Source organism: Pseudomonas sp. BF-R-19, from assembly GCF_019956445.1.
Classification (GTDB): domain Bacteria; phylum Pseudomonadota; class Gammaproteobacteria; order Pseudomonadales; family Pseudomonadaceae; genus Aquipseudomonas; species Aquipseudomonas fluorescens_BH.
Genome location: NZ_JAHBDN010000076.1, coordinates 1 through 19723 on the forward strand (window position 1 = coordinate 1; position 19723 = coordinate 19723).

The following is a 19723-nucleotide window of genomic DNA, read 5'->3' on the forward strand; positions in this document are numbered from 1 at the left end:
ATAGGAACGGCGTTCTTGTGGCATAGGCGTCCGCTTAAAAAGGCTAAAAATGGTGTCCACTTAAATTTAGGTGGACACCATCGCCTCAAGCGACGGTGTCAGGAAGGTGTGTTGCCCGGACGGTTACAACTGTTCGCCTTTGATAGAGCGATGTAATTGCTGGTAATTAGTTTCTCTCGAAAATTTTGGGTGTTGGAAGCTCAGCCCGAGCTCTAGTCACAGGTGAGTTTCTCGCGGCGGGCCTTGCACCGTTGTCTCGATTGATAGGGGGGGGGCGAAGTGATCATCGAGGCGTCGTTGCACCCTGATGATCCATCAGAGACCTGCAGGCAAGGGCGCTCAGGCCACCAGTTGATGGCAGCCGCACACCACCAGTACAACCGAGATCAGCGTGACATAGGGCAACCAGCCGGCGCGTTTCTGACCGGCATCGGCCTGAATGTAAAGGTCGCTGAGCATCGCTTGCGGGAAGCGCCCCTTGTCCTGCACATAGTGGCGGTAGCAGAACACAGGCAGGATCAACAGCGCCAGCAGCAGTTTGAACGACCGGTCGGTCCACATGGCAGCGGTGGGCGCGCCGTGTTCGTTGGTGCAGCCCAGGTACTTCGGCAGCCAGCCATCCACCGACGCCTGATACAGGGTGCGCGACGCACCGGACATCAAGGTCATGATCGCCAGTAAAGTGGCGAGGAACAGCATGATCAGCACGATATTGGCCACTACCTTGCCGCCGCCGATGCTGTCCGCCATGACCAGACCGACGTTGAAGGGCCTTTTTCTGAGAGCCCTAGGGCAGTCGCAGGCTTCATTGACTGCTACATAACGTCACATTCGCCGCTGATTATTGGCAAATTTACAACAAGAGACGCTTGCCTCAATGTCAGCGGAAAACATAACGGTGACTGATTTTTAAAGTTCTTTTTTAGTCTTGATTAAGCGTCCCATAAGAGAGGAATTTGGTTGCCGTTTTACGTTTTACTTGATTGCTCTCTGATCTGAGTCAAGCTCAGTCGTGGTGTCAGGGCTTCAGGGTCGATCCGGACTTCAATCAGGGAGGGGCCATAGCTTCCCAGGCAGCGTTCGAACGCAGGCGCGAACTCGCAAGTATTGCTGACTACTTCGCCATGGAGCCCATAGGCCTGGGCTAGGGCCGCGAAATCCGGGTTATGCAAGTCAGTTCCCGAGATCCGTCCTGGGTAGTTGCGCTCCTGGTGCATTCTGATTGTTCCGTACATCCCATTGTTGATAACAACGAAAATCACATTGGCGCCGTACTGCGCAGCAGTCGCTATTTCTTGACCATTCATCAAGAAACAACCATCACCAGAGAACGAAACAACCACTCTATCTGGGCACGTCAGTTTGGCCGCCACCGCAGCAGGGACACCATATCCCATTGAGCCGTTTGTAGGGCCTAGCTGGGTACGGTATTGGCGGAACTGATAGAAGCGTTGAAGCCAGACGGCATAGTTTCCAGCACCATTCGTTAGGATCGCGTCGTCCGGAAGTCTATGATTCAACCAATCAATGATTTCGGCCATTTGGACTGTGCCAGGGGAGGGCGTCCGCTCCAGATTTTGCCGATAGTAGCTGTTCAGCGTACGTGTCCATTCGCTCTTTTTTTGAAGGTTAGCTGCGGGGAGTTTTGCTGCTAATTTAGCAAAGGTCGACATGCTGCTGTTTATCACCAAGGTAGGCTGGTAAACCCGTCCAAGTTCCTCAATACCTTGGTGAATATGAATCAAGGTTTGCTTGGGTACCGGGATCTCCAAAGCAGCATATCCACCCGTCGAAACCTCGCCCATTCGAGATCCGACTACGAGTAAAAGGTCTGCGTCTCTAACCGCTGACGACAGCTGAGCTGAGGCAGCGAATCCAAGATCTCCCACATAGTTGGGGTGTCGATTGTCGAATAGGTCTTGGCAGCGAAAGGAAGCTGCAACCGGGATGTCTTGCTGTTCAGCGAAAAGCCGAATGTCGTGAACTGATTCTGCATTCCAGCCGCTGCCACCCAGCACCATCAATGGTCGCTCTGATTGCTCAAGCAGTTGTTGCATTGAGGCCAATTGCTCGGCTGCCGGTGTCATCAAGACACGTTTGAAAGGCCCGGCATCAGTGACCTCCGCCATTTCAATCAACATGTCCTCTGGTAGAGCGACCACGACGGGCCCAGGCCTGCCATTTACCGCTCGGTGGAACGCTTGGCTGATCAGCTCTGGAATTCGACTTGTATCGTCTATTTGGACGACCCACTTTGCCAAGGGGCCATACATCTGGCGAAAATCAATCTCCTGAAACGCTTCACGGTACTGTTGATCGCGAGCTACCTGGCCAATGAACAAAATCATAGGCGAAGAGTCTTGGAATGCTGTGTGGACGCCAACAGAGGCATTTGTAGCCCCTGGGCCTCTGGTGACAAAGCATATGCCTGGTTCACCAGTGAGTTTGCCATAGGCCTCTGCCATATAAGCCGCCCCACCTTCTTGACGGCATACGATCAGGTCGATTTCGTTCTGCACGTCATGCAAGGCATCGAGAACCGCGAGGTAGCTTTCTCCTGGAACACAGAAAGCTTTCTTGACTCCATGGATGCGCAGGGCATCCACCAAGATTTGACCTCCGCTACGACGAGAAATGGTTTTATTCATTGTTATCTCCTGAGCCGAATGGTGCGGTGTGAAAAGGTGAGCAGTTCACTTTCTGGCAGGTGCTGATTCGTTCGATTGGAAGAGCAACGGCAATCTAAGGATTGCCGTTGCTGAGTCGAATCTAGACGAGAGGAGGAACTGCCAGAATGGTTGAGCATTCCAGCAAAGAGCGGCGTTGGGTGTCAGCGTAGAGTTTTAGCTCGTTGGTGACCTTCTGACCCAGTGCCTTTTCGAAGTCGTCTTGATTAGAGTTTCCTGAATAATGGGCTTGTGAGTCATCGCCGAGATTCGACTGAAAGATTCCCGCAGCACTTACTGGCAAGAAGTCTTCATAGACGATGGGTTCATACTGAATGCGACCCTGTGCGATAAGGTCTTGGCGCGAGCTTGGTCGGTAGCTGTTGCTTCTCGATGCGATTCCTTGTTGCGTTGGAAAATATCGGAAGTAGGCTAGCCCTTTATCGTGCAGCTCAGCGTACGTGTCTGGAAATTCTTTGAAGTGTTTTTCCAAAAGCTGGGTGTATTTCTCAGCATTGGATTCGGATGGGAACTCACCCAATTCTGCTCGCGCGGCGTTCAGTAAGGTGTCGTATAGCTTGCGGCCTTTTGGCGTGAGTGCTGCACCACGTTGTTCGATTTCCCCAAAACGAGCTGTGTGGTTACCTGTTGCACTGTTGTTTTGGTCAGTGAAGACGATGGTTTCCTGGAGAGCCTTAAAGCTGGTTTGGCGGAGCAGGATTGGGCATGCGCGGCGTGGCGGCCCTTCAATTACTGCCTTCGGTGTAATGCCTTTTTGTGGCATTCCATCTTGGATCATATCTATGTCCAGAGTCCGAGGAGTGAGGTGATTGATGTGCGGGCCTTTGAAAGCAACAATGTCAGCGATGAGCCGGTGTTGATCATGTAGACGCTGATATTCTTTTGCCGAAACCGTGGCATCGTGATGCCAGCGGAAAGTTTCCAGCGCCTCGTCAATGAAGTCCCTGGCATCCTTAGCGTCAAGACCTCCGTTGGATTCGAATTTCTCGATCAGGGCCAAAGCGTTCGGTGTGAAAATTTGACGCTCATCCAGGATTATCTCAACCAGTCTTCGCAGCTCTTCGTTCTCAATCAAATCCAGACGGAGTAACGACGTGAATACTCGGAACGGGCTGGATTGCAGTGAGTCTTCATGCACCGCACGAAATGCTGTGGAGTGTACTGGTACGCCCGCAGGCGTGAGGTCGTAGTAGCCGACGGGCTGCATGCCCATTACTGCGAAAAGTCGTGCGATAGTTGCGAGCTCTTCAGGAGTACCTACGCGAATAGCCCCATGACGCTCCATTTCTAAACGCTCAATTTCTCCTGTCCGCTTCAGATAGTCTGAGATGGCCTTGTTCGACTCCAGCACTTTCTTGTTGGTTTCTGCGACAAGCTCCATGAGCGTTCCGTAGAGCGGTACCTCCTCCTTGTACATCTCGGACATGGCACGGGAAAACTGAGTACGAATTTCGTCCGGATCGACGAAACTTAGGGTGCTCATCAAAGGAACTCCTTACAAGCTATCTACGTTTAACGTGGGCGTTTGATCTCAAAAAAATGAGTTCTGTGCCATGAATTCTGAGTACAATCGTGTATGGGCACAAACGATGTTTGCTCAGAATTTCATTCCCTCAGCTATTGAAGTGGCAGGCCACGTTTCAAGGCGTATACGTCTCTAGGCTGCTGCGCGTTTCAGCCTCTTGGCTATAAGCACAATCATTCCAATTACTAATGGGATCAACAGAGAAACGACTATCCTGGGGGCGATGGATACACCTAATGACGATAAGGTCTCGCAAATAATTTTCAATACGCTTATCAGGTAGTAGCTGATAGCGATAATGGAGAAGCCTTCAACCGCCTTCTGAATTCGCATCTGCGTCATTGCCCTCAAATCAAGTGCGGCAAGAATCTTGGTGTTTTGCTCTTCCACCTCTACCTGCACTCTGGCCTGCAGCAGATCTCCGAGGTTGGCGACACTGGTGGCAATACGTTCCAAACGTTTTTCAGTTGCTTCGCAATAGCGAACGCCTGGTCGAAAGCGGCGTTCGATAAACTTACCTACTTGCTGGTAGCCCTTTATGCTGTTTTCACGCAGTTCGGAAATGCGCTCAAAGACAATGAGTGAGTAAGCTTCCGTGGCGCTGAAGCGTTGCCGAGTCTTTGCTGTACGGTTGGCAAGCTCTGCGGATAGAAGCGTAATTTCGTCCAAGAGAAGCCGTGCGGAACCGTTGCAAATCGATGAGTTTTTTTGAGCAAGGGTGGCCAGCTTTCGTTCGAAAGTCTGTAGTTCTACGCTTAATTCTTGCGCTAGGGGCAGTGTGAGCGAAGCAAGCATTCGGTAGGTTTCGATTTCAAGAAGACGCCGGATACTGCGCCCCAATCGAAACGCGTTCAGGTTGTTGTTTACAAGAAGAATGTGATTGAAACCGTTCGAGTCGAGACGGAAGTCACTCCAGATCGATGCGTCACTATTGTTGATGTTTGAGCATGCAGGATCCTTAAATCCATATGATTGAGGCGTGCCTAACCAAGTGGCTGCATCCTCGACCAGTATTTGGGTCGCATTGATTACCAATGATCTATTTTGAGCGATTATTTCTTCTAAAAAGTTAGGGACGGACGTCCATCCACTAAATGCATCTATCCGTGACACGACTAAAGTCATTGTCAGGAATTCGGTATGCCACTCCCATTTGAATGGCAAGCCGTTAATTTTCATTAGTTGATGCCGTGTAGAAATGTTCGACGCGCTCGGCTCGCAATGAGATGAAAGCGTTTTGATCATATTGTTAGCGGAGTTGCCGTCATCTAGTATTGCCAGGTGATAAATTATTGCGGGGCCATCAAAGTAAATCGATGGTCGCGCATGAAGTTCATCGTGAAGGCACTTTCGCAGGGGGTGCATTTAGGAGAACCCTCATCAAGCTGTTTTAGGATTTAATCTGGGCTAGGAGCGCTTGGATAGGATGGTTTATTTTTTCATCCCCAAATCGCTTCACTTGGCTGCGGCAAGAGTAACCATTGGCTAGGAGCTTTCCGCCGGCTTTGTATTTTTCTACGGCGCTTTGCCAAGACAGCCCGTATATTTCCTTCGATGTTTCGTAATTTCTCGACTCGTGACCGTAGGTGCCAGACATCCCGCAGCAACCTGTAGCAATGACTATCAGCTTCATACCGAACTTCTCGAATACGGTTTGCCAAAGGGCAGTGCTTGCAGGTGTATTCGTTTTTTCGGTGCAATGGGCCAATAGCAAGTAGGGTGTCTGGGATATGGCGCGGTTGTTTATCACCGGCGATCCGACCTCGAAAATTTTGGCCAACCATTCCTGTGGCAGGAAGACCATAGGGCATGGGGTATCAGCCGACAGCTTCGAATACTCCTGGCGATATACGAGTGTCATCGCCGGATCCAAGCCTACCAATGGAATGTTGAATTTACTCAACTCGTACAGCTTGGCTGAACTTTTTCGAGCTGTGTTTTCGAACGCTCCCAAAAAGCCTAATACTTGGAGCGGCTTTCCGTTTGGAGAAAATGGAGCCAGGTAGATGTGGTAGCCGATTTTGGAAATCAGTTCGATCCAATCTGATACCACTTGGGTCTCGAAATACCGGGTAAAGGCGTCCTGTACCAAAATGACGCTTCGTTTGCGCTCGCTTTCGGTCAGTGACTCCAGCGTTTCCGGCGTAGCTACTTTGACTTTCGCTTTTTTGAGCACATCAGCAAAATTGATGTTGCTGAGCAACGGGCTGTCTACCATCCCTCCGTATTTTTTCAGGAAAAGGCTGACTGGCTTCGTACTCATGAGGGAGTTATAGAGCCAGGGCGCTCTTGCAAAATACGGTATCGTGAATTCCAGGGATCCAATCAAGTAGTCTTTGAGAGGGCGGAAGTAGCGCGTGTGGTAAAGCTCTAAAAAGCGAGACCTAAACTCAGGTACGTTCACCTTAATAGGGCATTGACCGGCACAAGACTTACAGGCCAAACATCCCGACATCGCGTCGAAAACCTGATGGGAAAAATCTTCTTTGATGCTTCGCGACATGAAGCTCGTCTTCACCTTTCTCAGCAGACTGATCGCGGCGTTTTCGTCTTTCGCACGCTGCGCCACTTTGAGGACGTCGATGCCAGCATTACCTTGTATTCTCAGCCATTCACGAATCAGCGATGCACGCCCTTTCGGTGAGTGAACGCGTTCCCTCGTGGCTTTCCAAGAAGGGCACATCGCATCATTAGGGTCAAAGTTGTAGCAGGCACCGTTTCCGTTGCAGTGCACGGCGCTCTCGTAGCTTTGCCAGACTCGCTCATCGATCTGACGGTCGTACTCGCCTCGCATAGGCACTTCATCAATCTTTAGGAGTTGCTCATTGCTATTGAGTGGTGTCGCTATTTTCCCAGGATTGAGCTGATTATAAGGGTCGAAGGCAGCTTTCAACTGCTGCAGAACTGGGTAAAGCTTGCCAAAGAATTTGGGAGCGTATTCCGAGCGAACGCCTTTTCCGTGCTCGCCCCACAACAAACCGCCGTACTTGTGAGTCAGTTCCGCAACGCCATCAGAAACCGTTCGCACGAGAGAGGCTTGAATTGGGTCTTTCATATCGAGTGCTGGTCGGACATGGAGTACGCCAGCATCGACATGGCCGAACATTCCGTATTGCAGATTGTGCGAATCTAGCAGTGCTCGGAATTCAGTAATGAAGTCCGCTAGATTTTCTGGCGGTACTGCCGTGTCCTCTACAAATGCTTGAGGACGAATTTCGCCTTTCACATTACCTAGCAGACCAACAGCGCGCTTTCGCATCGAGTAAACGCGAGAAATGGCTTGTGCACCTTTAGCTAATGTATGGCCGATACGCTCGACGCTTTTGTCGGAGGAGAGGTGTGCCAGGAAGTCGTTAACGGTGGCTTCCAAGGCGGAAGCGTCATCGCCGCTGAATTCGATGAGGTTGATGCCCAAGGTCGGGCGGTTTTGATTGGGAGGAAAGTATTCAGCCACGTCGTGCCAAACAATGTCCTGCATTGCAAGGCCTAATACTTTGGAGTCCACCGTCTCAATTGATAGTGGCTTGAGGGCCATCAGAGCACGTGCGTCTCGCAAAGCTTCCATGAAGCTCGCGTACGACACATTGATGAGCGTTGAGTGTTTGGGAATAGGTAAAACGTTGAGTTTGGCTTCTACGACAAAGCCGAGCGACCCCTCAGAACCACATAAAATGTTGTTCAGATTGACCCGTCCACGCTCGTCGCGGATGTGTGCCAGGTCGTACCCAGTCAAGCAACGATTGAGCTTGGGAAACGTTTTATCGATAAGCTCCCGATGTTCCTTATGAATATCTGTGACGCACCGGTGTACTCGGCCAACGATGCCTGGAGCTGCACTGAAATGTTGGAGCTCAGCGCCATAGAGGGGCTTGCTGTCCAGCGCGTCGCCACCCCAAAGCATCGTCTTGAGCTCTAGGACATGATCTCTGGTTTTGCCATACGTGCAGCTACCTTGCCCGCTGGCATCAGTGTTGATCATGCCGCCGATAGTGGCCCGATTCGATGTTGAAAGCTCTGGTGCAAAGAACAAACCATGAGGTTTCAAGGCCGCGTTGAGCTGGTCTTTGACAACTCCAGCCTGTACACGAACCCAACGCTCTTCGACGTTGAGTTCCAGGATTTGATTGAGATGCTTCGAAAGGTCGACGATTAACCCGTGTGTTAAGGATTGCCCATTTGTGCCAGTACCACCGCCTCGCGGGGTAATAACGATTTGCCGAAATTCCTTCTGCGCAACAAGTCGAGTCAATAGATGGATGTCATGGACATCGCGGGGGAACAGCGCTGCTTGTGGCAAGCGCTGGTATATCGAGTTGTCGGTCGCGAGCACCGTACGGTTGGCGTAGTCAGGAGTTATTTCTCCCTTAAAACCTTGCGCATGGAGCGAGTCGAGGAAAGTACGATAGATCCTTGTGAGCTCTACCGGTGCAGCAATCTGGGCGATCATGTTTAGCGAATTCCAGCCAGGCAGCTCTCGAAAATATCGAGACCTTCGTTCAAGATTTCTGGTTCGGTAGTTAGCGGTGGGAGCAGTCGGATGATGTGGCGAGATTTTCCGCTGGGCATTAGAAGCAGACCGTTCTGTCTGGCGCTCTCTAATAGCTGTGCTAGTACCGACGTAGCTGGTTTTCCTTCAGGAGTTATCAGCTCGATACCTCTCATTGCCCCGACACCGGTCAATCTTCCGAGATAAGGAGAGATCTTCTTTTGCTTCCATGCGAGATACCGGCCGACGATTGGCTTTTCCTGATTTTCGCCCCAGGAAGAAAGGTTTGCGTCTGTCATCTCGTCCAGTGTGGCGAGCGCCGCTGCACATGCAATTGGGTTGCCTGAGTAAGTCCCGCCCAGGCCACCTTTGGGCAAGGTGTCAAGCAGATATTTTTTTCCGACCACCGCTCCCAGTGGAAGGCCACCAGCAATGCTTTTGCCTAGCAGGATCAAATCAGGTTCGATACCCAGTCGTGTAAAGGCAAAGCGCTGTCCGGTGCGACCAAATCCGGACTGGATTTCATCGGCAATCAGCAAAATGCCCTTTTCCTCGCAGAACGTGCGTAACGCTTGTGCAAATTGAGGGTCGAGGGCAAGGAATCCACCTTCGCCCTGGACGGGTTCCAGAATGACGCAGGCGACTTCATCGACATCGATTTCGACGCTGAAGAGCCGATCCATTGCGTTGAGCGCTTCCTGCGCCGTGACGCCAGTGTCTTCACTCGGGTAGGGAAGGTGATAAACCGGGCCTGGCAACGTGCCGACACGCTGCTTGTACGGTGCCACTTTGCCGTTCAAATTCAGGGTGGACAAAGTACGTCCATGAAAACCTCCATCGAATGCAATAACCGCAGTGCGACCGGTAGCAGCGCGTGCAATTTTCAGCGCATTCTCTGCTGCCTCGGCACCACTGTTGGTCAACATGCCACTGACCCGATAGGACACAGGGATGAACTCGGCCAGTCGAGCCATCAGTTTCTTATAGGGTTCGTGAGGCACTGCGTTGAATGCGTAATGCGTCAGCCTAGAGGCTTGGGTGCACATTGCCTCGACAATCCGTGGATTGCAGTGGCCTAGATTCAGCACGCCAATACCACCTACGAAATCGATATAGCGCTTGCCGTCTGTATCCCATACTTGTGCGTTGATGCCGTGGCTCAACGTGATCGGATGGACGATTGCGATGGACTCGCTGATGGAGGAATGCGTCATGACAGCACGCTCTCCATTGCTTCAGCCGACAAGTTTTCGCTCCGCTTTTTCTCGTACGGAGAAACGGAAAACTTCAGACTGAGAGGTGTCGTCCGTAGGCAATTTTCTGTGGCAAGCATTCGCATTTTGGTGTTCCTGGCTGCATAGGTTTTTTCTATGTAAGCGAGGAATGCTTGGTCACGGCAAGCGAAAAGAAATTACAGGATCATTCCGTAAGCTCTTGAAGTGTCAGACTGGGTAATTTTCAAATTTGGCTTGCTCCAGCACCCATTCCGCAAAATTGCGTACCTTTGGGATGTCAGCGGCGTGTTCTGAATAGGCCATGAAATGCGAGCCGGAGCTATGGACGGAGTAGTCCCAAGCAATGACCAATTTCTTATCGGCAATCTCGTCAGTGACAAGAAATTTTGGTACCAAGGCCACTCCGCAGCCTGCCTGGGCTGCGCGTATACACATGTAAAAAGTGTCAAAGCGTGGCCCGTGATAGCTGTTTTCTGTATGCAGATCCTGCTCAAGAAACCATTCATGCCAAGCCTCGGGTCGAGAGGTGCATTGCAGCAAGATCAGGTCAGTTAGGTCAGCTGCACTCCTGATGGGTCTATTTTCAAGAGTTTCAGGGGAGCACACGGGGACAACATCCTCTCCGAAAAGCTTGGTGCAAACGGCTCCAGGCCACGAGCCCTGTCCGAAAAAAAAGGCCACATCCGCCTTGGCCTTTAGCAGGTCGAAAGGCTCCAGTTCGCTGCGAATTTCTAGATGGATATTAGGAAAGCGCTTACTGAAACCTTTGAGGTTAGGCACTAACCAGCGTGCGCCGAAGGTTGGTTGGGTTGCCACCCGCAGGACTTCCGTCTCGCCTCCATACGAAAGAATGTACCGACTCGACATATCAACCTGGGTCAATATTTTATCGACCTCTGCAAGGTAGAGCTCGCCCGCAGGTGTTAGCTGTAGGCGTCGGCGCACCCTGTGAAAGAGATGGTGTCGCAGCATTTCCTCCAGCTGAGCAACCTGTTTGCTGACTGCGCTTTGGGTCAGGTGGAGTTCTTCGGCAGCACGAGTGAAGCTCAGATGACGAGCAGCAGCTTCGAAGCACTGTAGGGCAGCCATGGAGGGAGTAAGGCGTTTGGACATGTCTCTCTCTATCTGGTGGAGGTCGAGTTCATTAGCTCAGGGAATGATGTACTGAGTAAACGTCGTTTGTTGAACGGGGGGATCGGATTAATACTGAACCAGATCAATAATTTCGACCACCATCAGATGCAGGAGAAAAAAATGGTTGATGGACTGCTTAAAGGCCTTGGCGTTTCTGAGGCTACATTCACGAATGGCGGTTATCCCATTCATACACCAATCGATGGTAGTCAAATCGCTTCCGTCATTTTAGAAGGCAAAGCTAGCGTCGCTAAGAAGATCGATCTTGCCCATCAAGCCTTTCTAGCTTGGCGTGATGTTCCGGCGCCACGCCGTGGTGAACTCGTTCGTGTGTTCGGCGAAGTTTTGCGCAAAAACAAAGATCAACTTGGCGAATTGGTCTCGGTAGAAACCGGTAAAATCCTCCAAGAAGGTCTGGGCGAAGTTCAGGAGATGATTGATATCTGTGACTTCGCAGTCGGTCTCTCTCGCCAGTTGTACGGTTTGACTATCGCGTCTGAGCGTCCGGGTCACCACATGCGTGAAACATGGCAGCCTCTCGGCATTGTCGGCGTGATCAGTGCGTTCAACTTCCCTGCCGCTGTATGGGCTTGGAACACTACTTTGGCGCTGGTTTGCGGCAACTCTGTACTGTGGAAACCGTCCGAAAAAACTCCTCTGACTGCTCTGGCGTGCCAGGCACTGTTCGAGCAAGCACTGAAGATCTTTGGACAGGTTCCAGAAGGGCTTAGCCAACTGATCATCGGTGATCGTGAGGCCGGTGAGGTTCTCGTCGATGATCCGCGCATTCCACTGATCAGTGCGACGGGTAGCACCCGTATGGGTCGTCAAGTCGGCCCACGAGTGGCTGCTCGTTTCGGTCGTAGCATTCTTGAGCTCGGCGGCAACAACGCGATGATCCTGGCGCCGAGTGCCGACCTTGATTTGGCCGTGCGTGGCATCCTGTTCAGTGCTGTCGGTACTGCTGGTCAGCGCTGCACTACCCTGCGTCGTTTGATCGTGCACCGTTCGATCAAGGATGAGGTTGTTGCTCGAGTGAAAGCTGCATACGCCAAGGTGCGTATCGGCGATCCACGTAAGGACAACTTGATCGGGCCGCTGATTGATAGGCACGCTTTCGATTCGATGCAAGGTGCGCTGAGCCAAGCGCGTGACGAAGGTGGTCAGGTATTCGGTGGTGAACGCAAGTTGCAGGATCAGTACCCGAACGCTTACTACGTTGCGCCGGCCATTGTTGAGATACCTGGCCAGTCCGACGTCGTTCGTCACGAAACTTTCGCGCCGATTCTGTACGTGTTGGCGTACGACGAGTTCGAGGAAGCGCTTCGTCTGAATAACGAAGTCCCTCAAGGCCTGTCGTCCTGCATTTTCACCCTGGACGTACGCGAAGCCGAGCGATTCCAAAGTGCATCCGGTAGTGACTGCGGCATCGCCAACGTCAACATCGGCACCAGTGGCGCCGAAATCGGCGGTGCATTCGGTGGTGAGAAAGAAACCGGAGGCGGACGTGAGTCCGGTTCGGATTCCTGGAAAGCTTACATGCGTCGTCAAACCAATACGATTAACTATTCTCGCGAGCTGCCTCTGGCTCAAGGTATCGTCTTCGATTGATCACTCTAACTCCCCGCGCCGGTTTTGATCGGTGCGGGGAGCTTTAATCTTCGGGAGCAAATCAGTCGCTAGAGGATGTAAATGAGCAATTCGGGTCGAAACTAATAATGCTCCAGCATAAATAGAGTAATCGGCTAACTAGCTGTAGAAAATAATAGAAGGCGAGCGTCATGTTCGTGACATTTGAATCTGACAACCTATTTGCAAGAGACTTGACGTTGGACACTGAAAAAGTGACGAAAACAAATATTTTTTTCTGGATGGCAGTCGCTCTCCTTTTGGCAGCCACTATTTTTTTATTGGTGAAGTTTTTTCTTTTTAAAAATTTTGTACTGCAGGTTGCGCTCACCATGAGCATACTGTTTGCGGCCATCATGTACGCAAACATCATTCGCACGCTTATCCGGGCGGCAATGTCTTCTCTCTCCGAGTCTTCGAACCCCACTGCGGACGACGCTTTCAAAGCCAGGTCTCAGGTTCTGGGCGAGTCGTGTGAGTTCATCCTTCCTGAACCTTTGGTTCTAAAACATATGTGTTCCACTGCGAGTCTGCGGTAGAGAGGTTAATTGTATGGTTGAGTTACGTCGAGAGTGTCTCTGGGAGCATGTAAATCCCAAGCTTGCATCGCCAACTGTTCTGGCAAGCACTGTCAAGGTGGACGTCTGCGTCATTGGTGGTGGTATTACAGGACTCTCTGCTGCTCTGAATTTACTCGAGAAAGGCAAGAGTGTTGCTGTACTTGAGGCTCATCAAGTTGGTCATGGTGGCTCTGGACGCAATGTAGGTTTGGTCAATGCCGGTACCTGGATTCGACCGGATGATGTTGAGGCTACGTTAGGGACTAAGGTTGGTGCTCGCCTCAACAAGGTTCTTGGAGAAGCACCAGCTCAGGTTTTTGCCACGATCAATAGACTGGGGATCGATTGTCAGGCTCGTAACGACGGTACCCTTCACATGGCGCACAACGCTTCAGGTGTTGCTGACTTGCAAGCCCGCCATGATCAGTGGAAACGTCGAGGGGCGAATGTTGAACTGCTGACAGGATCCCAATGCCAGGAGTATTGCGGTACGGATAAGATTTCAGCGGCATTGCTGGATCGTCGGGCGGGAACAATTAATCCAATGGGCTATACCACGGGATTGGCCGAAGCTGTGCAGCGACTGGGCGGTCGATTGTTCCAGAACTCAGCCGTTACCCGGTTGGAGAAGCAGGGTAGTTCCTGGTTGGTTAAGACTGCGGATGGAGTGGTTGTTTCAGATAAAGTCGTCATTTCGACCGGTGCGTATACTGAGGGTGATTGGTCTGAGCTGCAGAAGAACTATTTTCGTGGCTATTACTATCAAGTGGCCTCGAAACCTCTGGTGGGTATAGAGGCTGATAACGTTCTGAAGCATGGCCAAGGTTCCTGGGACACGCGTACGGTGTTGAGTAGTATCCGCCGGGATGCTGATGGGCGTCTGTTGCTTGGCAGTCTTGGACGAACAGATAACAAGCCGACCTGGTTCATCAAAAGTTGGGCCGATAGAATTCAAAGTCACTACTTTCCTAAGTTGGTTAAGGTCGAGTGGGAAATGCACTGGACGGGCTGTATCGACTTCACTCCAGATCACTTGATGCGATTGTTTGAGCCTGCTCCTGGAGTTGTCGCCGTTACTGGTTATAACGGGCGTGGAAATACTACCGGTACTGTTGTTGGTAAGGCCTTGGCTGACTACTTGATCGACGACCTGCCTGAAGATTTGCCGATACCTTTCTCGACAATGAAGCCAATTTATAGTGCTGGATTGCGAAGTGCATTCTATGAGAGTGGATTCTCTCTATACCATGCGGGCCAATGTTTGAGAGTTATTCTGTAAAAATAGACTTTTTGACTGGAGGGGGCAGCCGAACTCGATCTTGAGTTCGGCTGATAGGTCGCGGCTATTGCGCTGTACGCCTATTCTTCTAATTAAGTCGAATTTTCATCACTCAGTCGTGTAGGGCCTGGCTATGAATAGTGTCTCTGTTATCAGTGAAAGTAATTTCAAACGTCAATTGCACCAGGCACTGGGGCAGTATGTCAGTGATGACGAGATAAGCCAGGTTCTAAAATTTGCTGATCAGTTTTATAGCTTTGCGGCCTTGGATGAGTTTAAGGATCGGCGCATTTCTGATTTGGTTGGTGCAACCATTTCTTCATGGCGAATGCTCATGCAACATGACGCCAAGAGCTCAATAGTCCGAGTATATAATCCGGATTTCGAGAGTCATGGTTGGCAGTCGTCGCACACAGTTGTTGAGATGGTTTGTCCTCAAGTTCCTTTTCTAATCAATTCTATTCGAATGGAACTGAATAATCGTGGGTACAACATTCACACCCTTCAAACCGCTGTGTTTGAACTTGAGTTCGATCAGAAGGGAGAGGCGGTAGGGCAGTCTACCAACGCGTCCCAAATTTCTGACTCATCCAAGACGGCAGTGGCTTTTTTCGAGATTGATCGCTGTTCAAGTTCAAGCGAGCTTCGATTGATAGAAGCCGCGCTGATAGAGGTGCTGGAAGAGGTCAGGCTTGTGGATGCGGATCTTTTACCTATGAAGGTAAAAATCAACGAACTCCGTGCCACTCTGGGAATGTTCGATTCTAGCGCTCAATCCTTAGAGCTGGACGAAGCGAGGGCGTTTTTCGATTGGATGCTAAAAGGCCACTTTACCTTTCTAGGATATGAAGAGTTCAAGGTAGTCAATGGATCCTCTTCGGGACACATTGAGTACGATGAGTCGTCATTTTTGGGTATCAGTCGTAGATTACATTCTGGCTTGGATAGTGAATATTTGAAGGTTAGGCCAGAGGTACAAAATTTCCTAACCGCTTCTTTTTTGCTCTCCTTCGCAAAGTCTTCTTATCTCAGTCGCGTGAAACGCTCCACCTATGCTGATTATGTTTCTCTGAGAGAGATTGATTCTTTTGGGAATGTTGTTAAAGAGCATCGATTCATTGGTCTGTTCTATTCTCACGGTCAAAGCGTACGTGATATTCCTTGTATTCGTGTCAAGGTAGCTCAGGTAGAAGCGCGCTCAGGATATGGTGCTGAAAGCCATTTGGGGCAGGAGCTCGCAAGGATCCTCGAGACCTTGCCAAGAGATGATTTGTACCAAAGCTCGGTGGACGAACTCTTCACTACCGTTATTTCCATCGCGCAGATCCAAGAGCGGTTCAAGATTCGTGCGTTTTTCCGAACTGACCCATATGACCGATTTTTCTACTGCCTTACTTATGTGCCTCGTGAGATTTATTCCACTGAAATTCGTCTGAAAATCCAGCAGGTGCTAATGGCGGCTGTAGGTGCGGAGGCCTGTGAGTTTTGGACGGTTTTCTCTGAGTCTGTACTGGCTCGCGTCCAGTTCATTCTCCCTCTTACCGATCACTCATCGGAAGCGGTTGACTACAAACTTCTAGAGCAGCAAGTGATCCAGGCATGCCGCAGCTGGCAGGACGATTACGCCGCCCTGACTGTGGAAAGCTTCGGCGAAGCCCAGGGTACTAACGTGCTGGCCGACTTCCCGAAAGGCTTCCCGGCCGGTTACCGCGAGCGTTTCGCCGCGCATTCGGCCGTGGTCGACATGCAGCACCTGCTGTGCCTGAGCGACAAAAAACCGCTGGTGATGAGCTTCTATCAGCCGCTGGGCCAGTTCTCCGGTCAGCGCGAGCTGCATTGCAAGCTGTACCACACCGATACCCCGTTGGCGCTGTCTGACGTTCTGCCTATCCTGGAAAACCTCGGCCTGCGCGTGCTGGGTGAATTCCCGTATCACCTGCGCCACAACAGTGGCCGCGAGTTCTGGATTCACGACTTCGCGTTCACCGCCGCCGAAGGCCTGGATCTCGACATCCAGCAACTCAACGACACGCTGCAGGACGCGTTCGTCCATATCGTGCGCGGTGATGCCGAGAACGATGCGTTCAACCGCTTGGTACTGACCGCCGGCCTGCCGTGGCGCGACGTGGCGCTGCTGCGCGCCTACGCCCGCTACATGAAGCAGATCCGCCTGGGCTTTGACCTGGGCTACATTGCCAGCACCCTGACCAACCACACCGACATCGCTCGCGAGTTGACCCGATTGTTCAAGACCCGTTTCTACCTGGCGCGCAAGTTAAGCAGCGACAACCTCGAGCAGCGTCTGGAGCACGCGATCCTGGCCGCTCTGGACGACGTCCAGGTGCTCAACGAAGACCGCATCCTGCGTCGCTACCTGGATCTGATCAAGGCGACCCTGCGCACCAACTTCTACCAGACCGACGCCAACGGCCATAACAAGTCGTACTTCAGCTTCAAGTACAACCCGCACCTGATTCCCGAGTTGCCCAAGCCGGTACCGAAGTTCGAAATCTTCGTCTACTCGCCGCGCGTCGAAGGCGTGCACCTGCGCTTCGGCAACGTGGCTCGTGGCGGCCTGCGCTGGTCTGACCGTGAAGAAGACTTCCGTACAGAAGTCCTGGGCCTGGTAAAAGCCCAGCAAGTGAAGAACTCGGTGATCGTGCCGGTGGGTGCCAAGGGCGGCTTCCTGCCGCGTCGCCTGCCGCTGGGCGGCAGCCGTGACGAGATCGCGGCCGAGGGCATCGCCTGCTACCGCATCTTCATTTCCGGCTTGCTGGATATCACCGACAACCTGAAGGACGGCGCCCTGGTGCCGCCGGCCAACGTCGTGCGTCATGACCACGATGATCCCTACCTGGTCGTGGCCGCGGATAAGGGCACCGCGACCTTCTCCGATATCGCCAATTGCATCGCCATCGACTACGGCTTCTGGCTGGGTGACGCGTTTGCGTCCGGTGGTTCGGCCGGTTACGACCACAAGAAAATGGGCATCACCGCCAAGGGCGCGTGGGTCGGCGTTCAGCGCCACTTCCGCGAGCGGGGCATCAATGTCCAGGAAGACAGCATCACAGTGGTCGGCGTCGGCGACATGGCCGGCGACGTGTTCGGTAACGGCTTGCTGATGTCCGACAAGTTGCAACTGGTCGCAGCGTTCAACCACCTGCACATCTTCATCGACCCGAACCCGAACCCGGCGACCAGCTTCGCCGAGCGTCAGCGCCTGTTCGACCTGCCACGTTCGGCCTGGTCGGATTACGACACCAGCATCATGTCCGAAGGCGGCGGTATCTTCTCGCGCAGTGCGAAAAGCATCGCGATTTCCCCGCAGATGCAGGAACGCTTCGACATCCAGGCCGACAAGCTGACCCCGAACGAACTGCTCAATGCTTTGCTCAAGGCACCGGTGGATCTGCTGTGGAACGGCGGTATCGGTACTTACGTCAAGGCCAGCACTGAAAGCCACGCCGATGTCGGCGACAAGGCCAACGATGCACTGCGTGTGAACGGCAACGAACTGCGCTGCAAGGTCGTGGGCGAGGGCGGTAACCTCGGCATGACCCAACTGGGTCGCGTCGAGTTCGGTCTCAATGGCGGCGGTTCCAACACCGACTTCATCGACAACGCCGGTGGCGTGGACTGCTCCGACCACGAAGTGAACATCAAGATCCTGCTCAACGAAGTGGTTCAGGCCGGCGACATGACCGCCAAGCAACGCAACCAGTTGCTGGCGAGCATGACCGGCGAAATCGGTAACCTGGTGCTGGGCAACAACTACAAGCAGACCCAGGCCTTGTCCCTGGCGGCCCGTCGTGCCTTGCCACGGATCGCTGAATACAAGCACCTGATGAACGATCTGGAAGGTCGCGGCAAGCTGGATCGCGCCATCGAGTTCCTGCCGGCTGAAGACGTGATCAACGAACGCGTTGCAGCAGGCCATGGCCTGACTCGTGCCGAACTGTCGGTGCTGATCTCGTACAGCAAGATCGACCTCAAGGAGCAGCTGCTGGGCTCCCTGGTGCCGGACGACGACTACCTGACCCGCGACATGGAAACCGCTTTCCCGCCAAGCCTGGTGAGCAAGTTCTCCGAAGCCATGCGCCGTCACCGTCTGAAGCGCGAGATCGTCAGCACCCAGATTGCCAACGATCTGGTCAACCACATGGGCATCACCTTCGTGCAACGACTCAAAGAGTCGACCGGCATGAGCCCGGCGAACGTGGCCGGCGCTTACGTGATCGTGCGTGACATTTTCCATCTCCCGCACTGGTTCCGTCAGATTGAAAACCTGGACTACCAGGTCTCCGCCGACGTGCAACTGGAGCTGATGGAGGAGCTGATGCGCCTGGGCCGTCGCGCTACGCGCTGGTTCCTGCGTGCCCGTGGCAGCGAACAAGATGCCGCCCGCGACGTAAGTCACTTTGGCCCGCATATCGCAGCACTTGGACTGAAGTTGGATGAGCTGCTCGGAGGTCAGGCACGTGATGAGTGGGAGCATCGTTATCACGAGTTCGTTCACGCCGGAGTGCCTGAGCTTCTAGCTCGAATGGTTGCCGGTACAGATCATTTGTACAACCTACTGCCGGCGATTGAGGCCTCAGGTAGCATCACCTATAGCCCCGCCGAAATGGTTAAAGCATTCATTGCAGCAGGGAGTGCTCTTGAGCTGAACTGGTACCTTCTAGAGCTGAGTAATTTACTGACTGAAAGCAATTGGCAGTCACTGGCCAGCGAGTCATTAAGGGATAACGTCGAGAAACTGTGGGGCACCATTGTTGTTTCGATCATGAAATCAGGGGCGGAGTCCTTGGATGGCGCTGAATCGGTGCAAGCGTGGTTGACTCAGAATGCTGTGCTTGTAGATAAATGGATTCTTTTAATCGATGAGTTGAAGTCTTCGAATGGAATTGATTGGAGCATGCACATGGTCGCGAGCATGCATCTGACACAGCTTTCCGCTGCTTAGTACGAACATGCACTCGCAAGAGTGTATAGCTCGCTTTCAGAGGCTTGAATGTGAATTATTGTTAGTAAGTGAAATGCAATCGTATCTAGATCGTTTTTTTCCGCTGCTGACTGGCTAGACCCCCCATTCCCCGCAAATGGGTAAACCGACTTTTTGTGTCGGCGTGTTTTCCCCATCGCTTGTTCATCAACCGATGGGTTTTTTTTGAGGAGTGCGCTGATGAGG

Annotated in this window: 10 protein-coding genes and 2 pseudogenes; 5 read left to right on the plus strand and 7 right to left on the minus strand. The window is 52.3% G+C overall.

What is annotated here, in order from left to right:
* Nucleotides 1-339: 339 nt before the first annotated feature.
* The 7 genes from KGB28_RS22230 to KGB28_RS22260 form a co-directional block, all read right to left on the minus strand.
* Nucleotides 340-750: an amino acid permease gene (locus KGB28_RS22230; protein WP_223447896.1), complete on the minus strand. Its 411-nt coding sequence runs from the start codon at nt 748-750 to the stop codon at nt 340-342.
* Between the two features lie 218 nt (nt 751-968).
* Complete coding sequence (locus KGB28_RS22235) at nt 969-2648, minus strand: thiamine pyrophosphate-binding protein (protein WP_223447897.1); 1680 nt, start codon at nt 2646-2648, stop codon at nt 969-971.
* A gap of 121 nt (nt 2649-2769) precedes the next feature.
* Complete coding sequence (locus KGB28_RS22240; protein ID WP_223447898.1) at nt 2770-4170, minus strand: VOC family protein; 1401 nt, start codon at nt 4168-4170, stop codon at nt 2770-2772.
* A gap of 174 nt (nt 4171-4344) precedes the next feature.
* A complete protein-coding gene (locus KGB28_RS22245; RefSeq protein ID WP_223447899.1) occupies nt 4345-5577 on the minus strand; it encodes a DUF3422 domain-containing protein in 1233 nt (410 codons plus the stop codon).
* Between the two features lie 25 nt (nt 5578-5602).
* Nucleotides 5603-8659, minus strand: coding sequence for an FAD-binding and (Fe-S)-binding domain-containing protein (locus KGB28_RS22250; protein ID WP_223447900.1), 3057 nt, complete (start codon nt 8657-8659; stop codon nt 5603-5605).
* 2 nt (nt 8660-8661) lie between these two features.
* Nucleotides 8662-9912 carry an aspartate aminotransferase family protein gene (locus KGB28_RS22255; RefSeq protein WP_223447901.1) on the minus strand — a complete coding sequence of 417 codons (1251 nt, stop codon included), beginning with the start codon at nt 9910-9912 and terminating at the stop codon, nt 8662-8664.
* Nucleotides 9913-10140: 228 nt separating this feature from the next.
* A complete protein-coding gene (locus KGB28_RS22260; protein WP_223447902.1) occupies nt 10141-11046 on the minus strand; it encodes a LysR substrate-binding domain-containing protein in 906 nt (301 codons plus the stop codon).
* A gap of 141 nt (nt 11047-11187) precedes the next feature.
* Here KGB28_RS22260 and KGB28_RS22265 point away from each other — a divergent pair, with 141 nt between their 5' ends.
* The 5 genes and pseudogenes from KGB28_RS22265 to KGB28_RS22280 all read left to right on the plus strand — a co-directional run.
* On the plus strand, nt 11188-12678 hold the full coding sequence (locus KGB28_RS22265; protein WP_223447903.1) for an aldehyde dehydrogenase family protein: 1491 nt from the start codon (nt 11188-11190) through the stop codon (nt 12676-12678).
* Nucleotides 12679-12848: 170 nt separating this feature from the next.
* Nucleotides 12849-13235, plus strand: coding sequence for a hypothetical protein (locus KGB28_RS22270; RefSeq protein ID WP_223447904.1), 387 nt, complete (start codon nt 12849-12851; stop codon nt 13233-13235).
* Nucleotides 13236-13248: 13 nt separating this feature from the next.
* On the plus strand, nt 13249-14535 hold the full coding sequence (locus tag KGB28_RS22275; protein ID WP_223447905.1) for an NAD(P)/FAD-dependent oxidoreductase: 1287 nt from the start codon (nt 13249-13251) through the stop codon (nt 14533-14535).
* A gap of 133 nt (nt 14536-14668) precedes the next feature.
* A pseudogene (locus tag KGB28_RS31845) lies at nt 14669-15142 on the plus strand (hypothetical protein); the annotation flags it as partial.
* Nucleotides 15143-15529: 387 nt separating this feature from the next.
* Nucleotides 15530-19498 (plus strand): annotated as a pseudogene (locus KGB28_RS22280) (NAD-glutamate dehydrogenase); the annotation flags it as partial.
* Between the last annotated feature and the right edge of the window lie 225 nt (nt 19499-19723).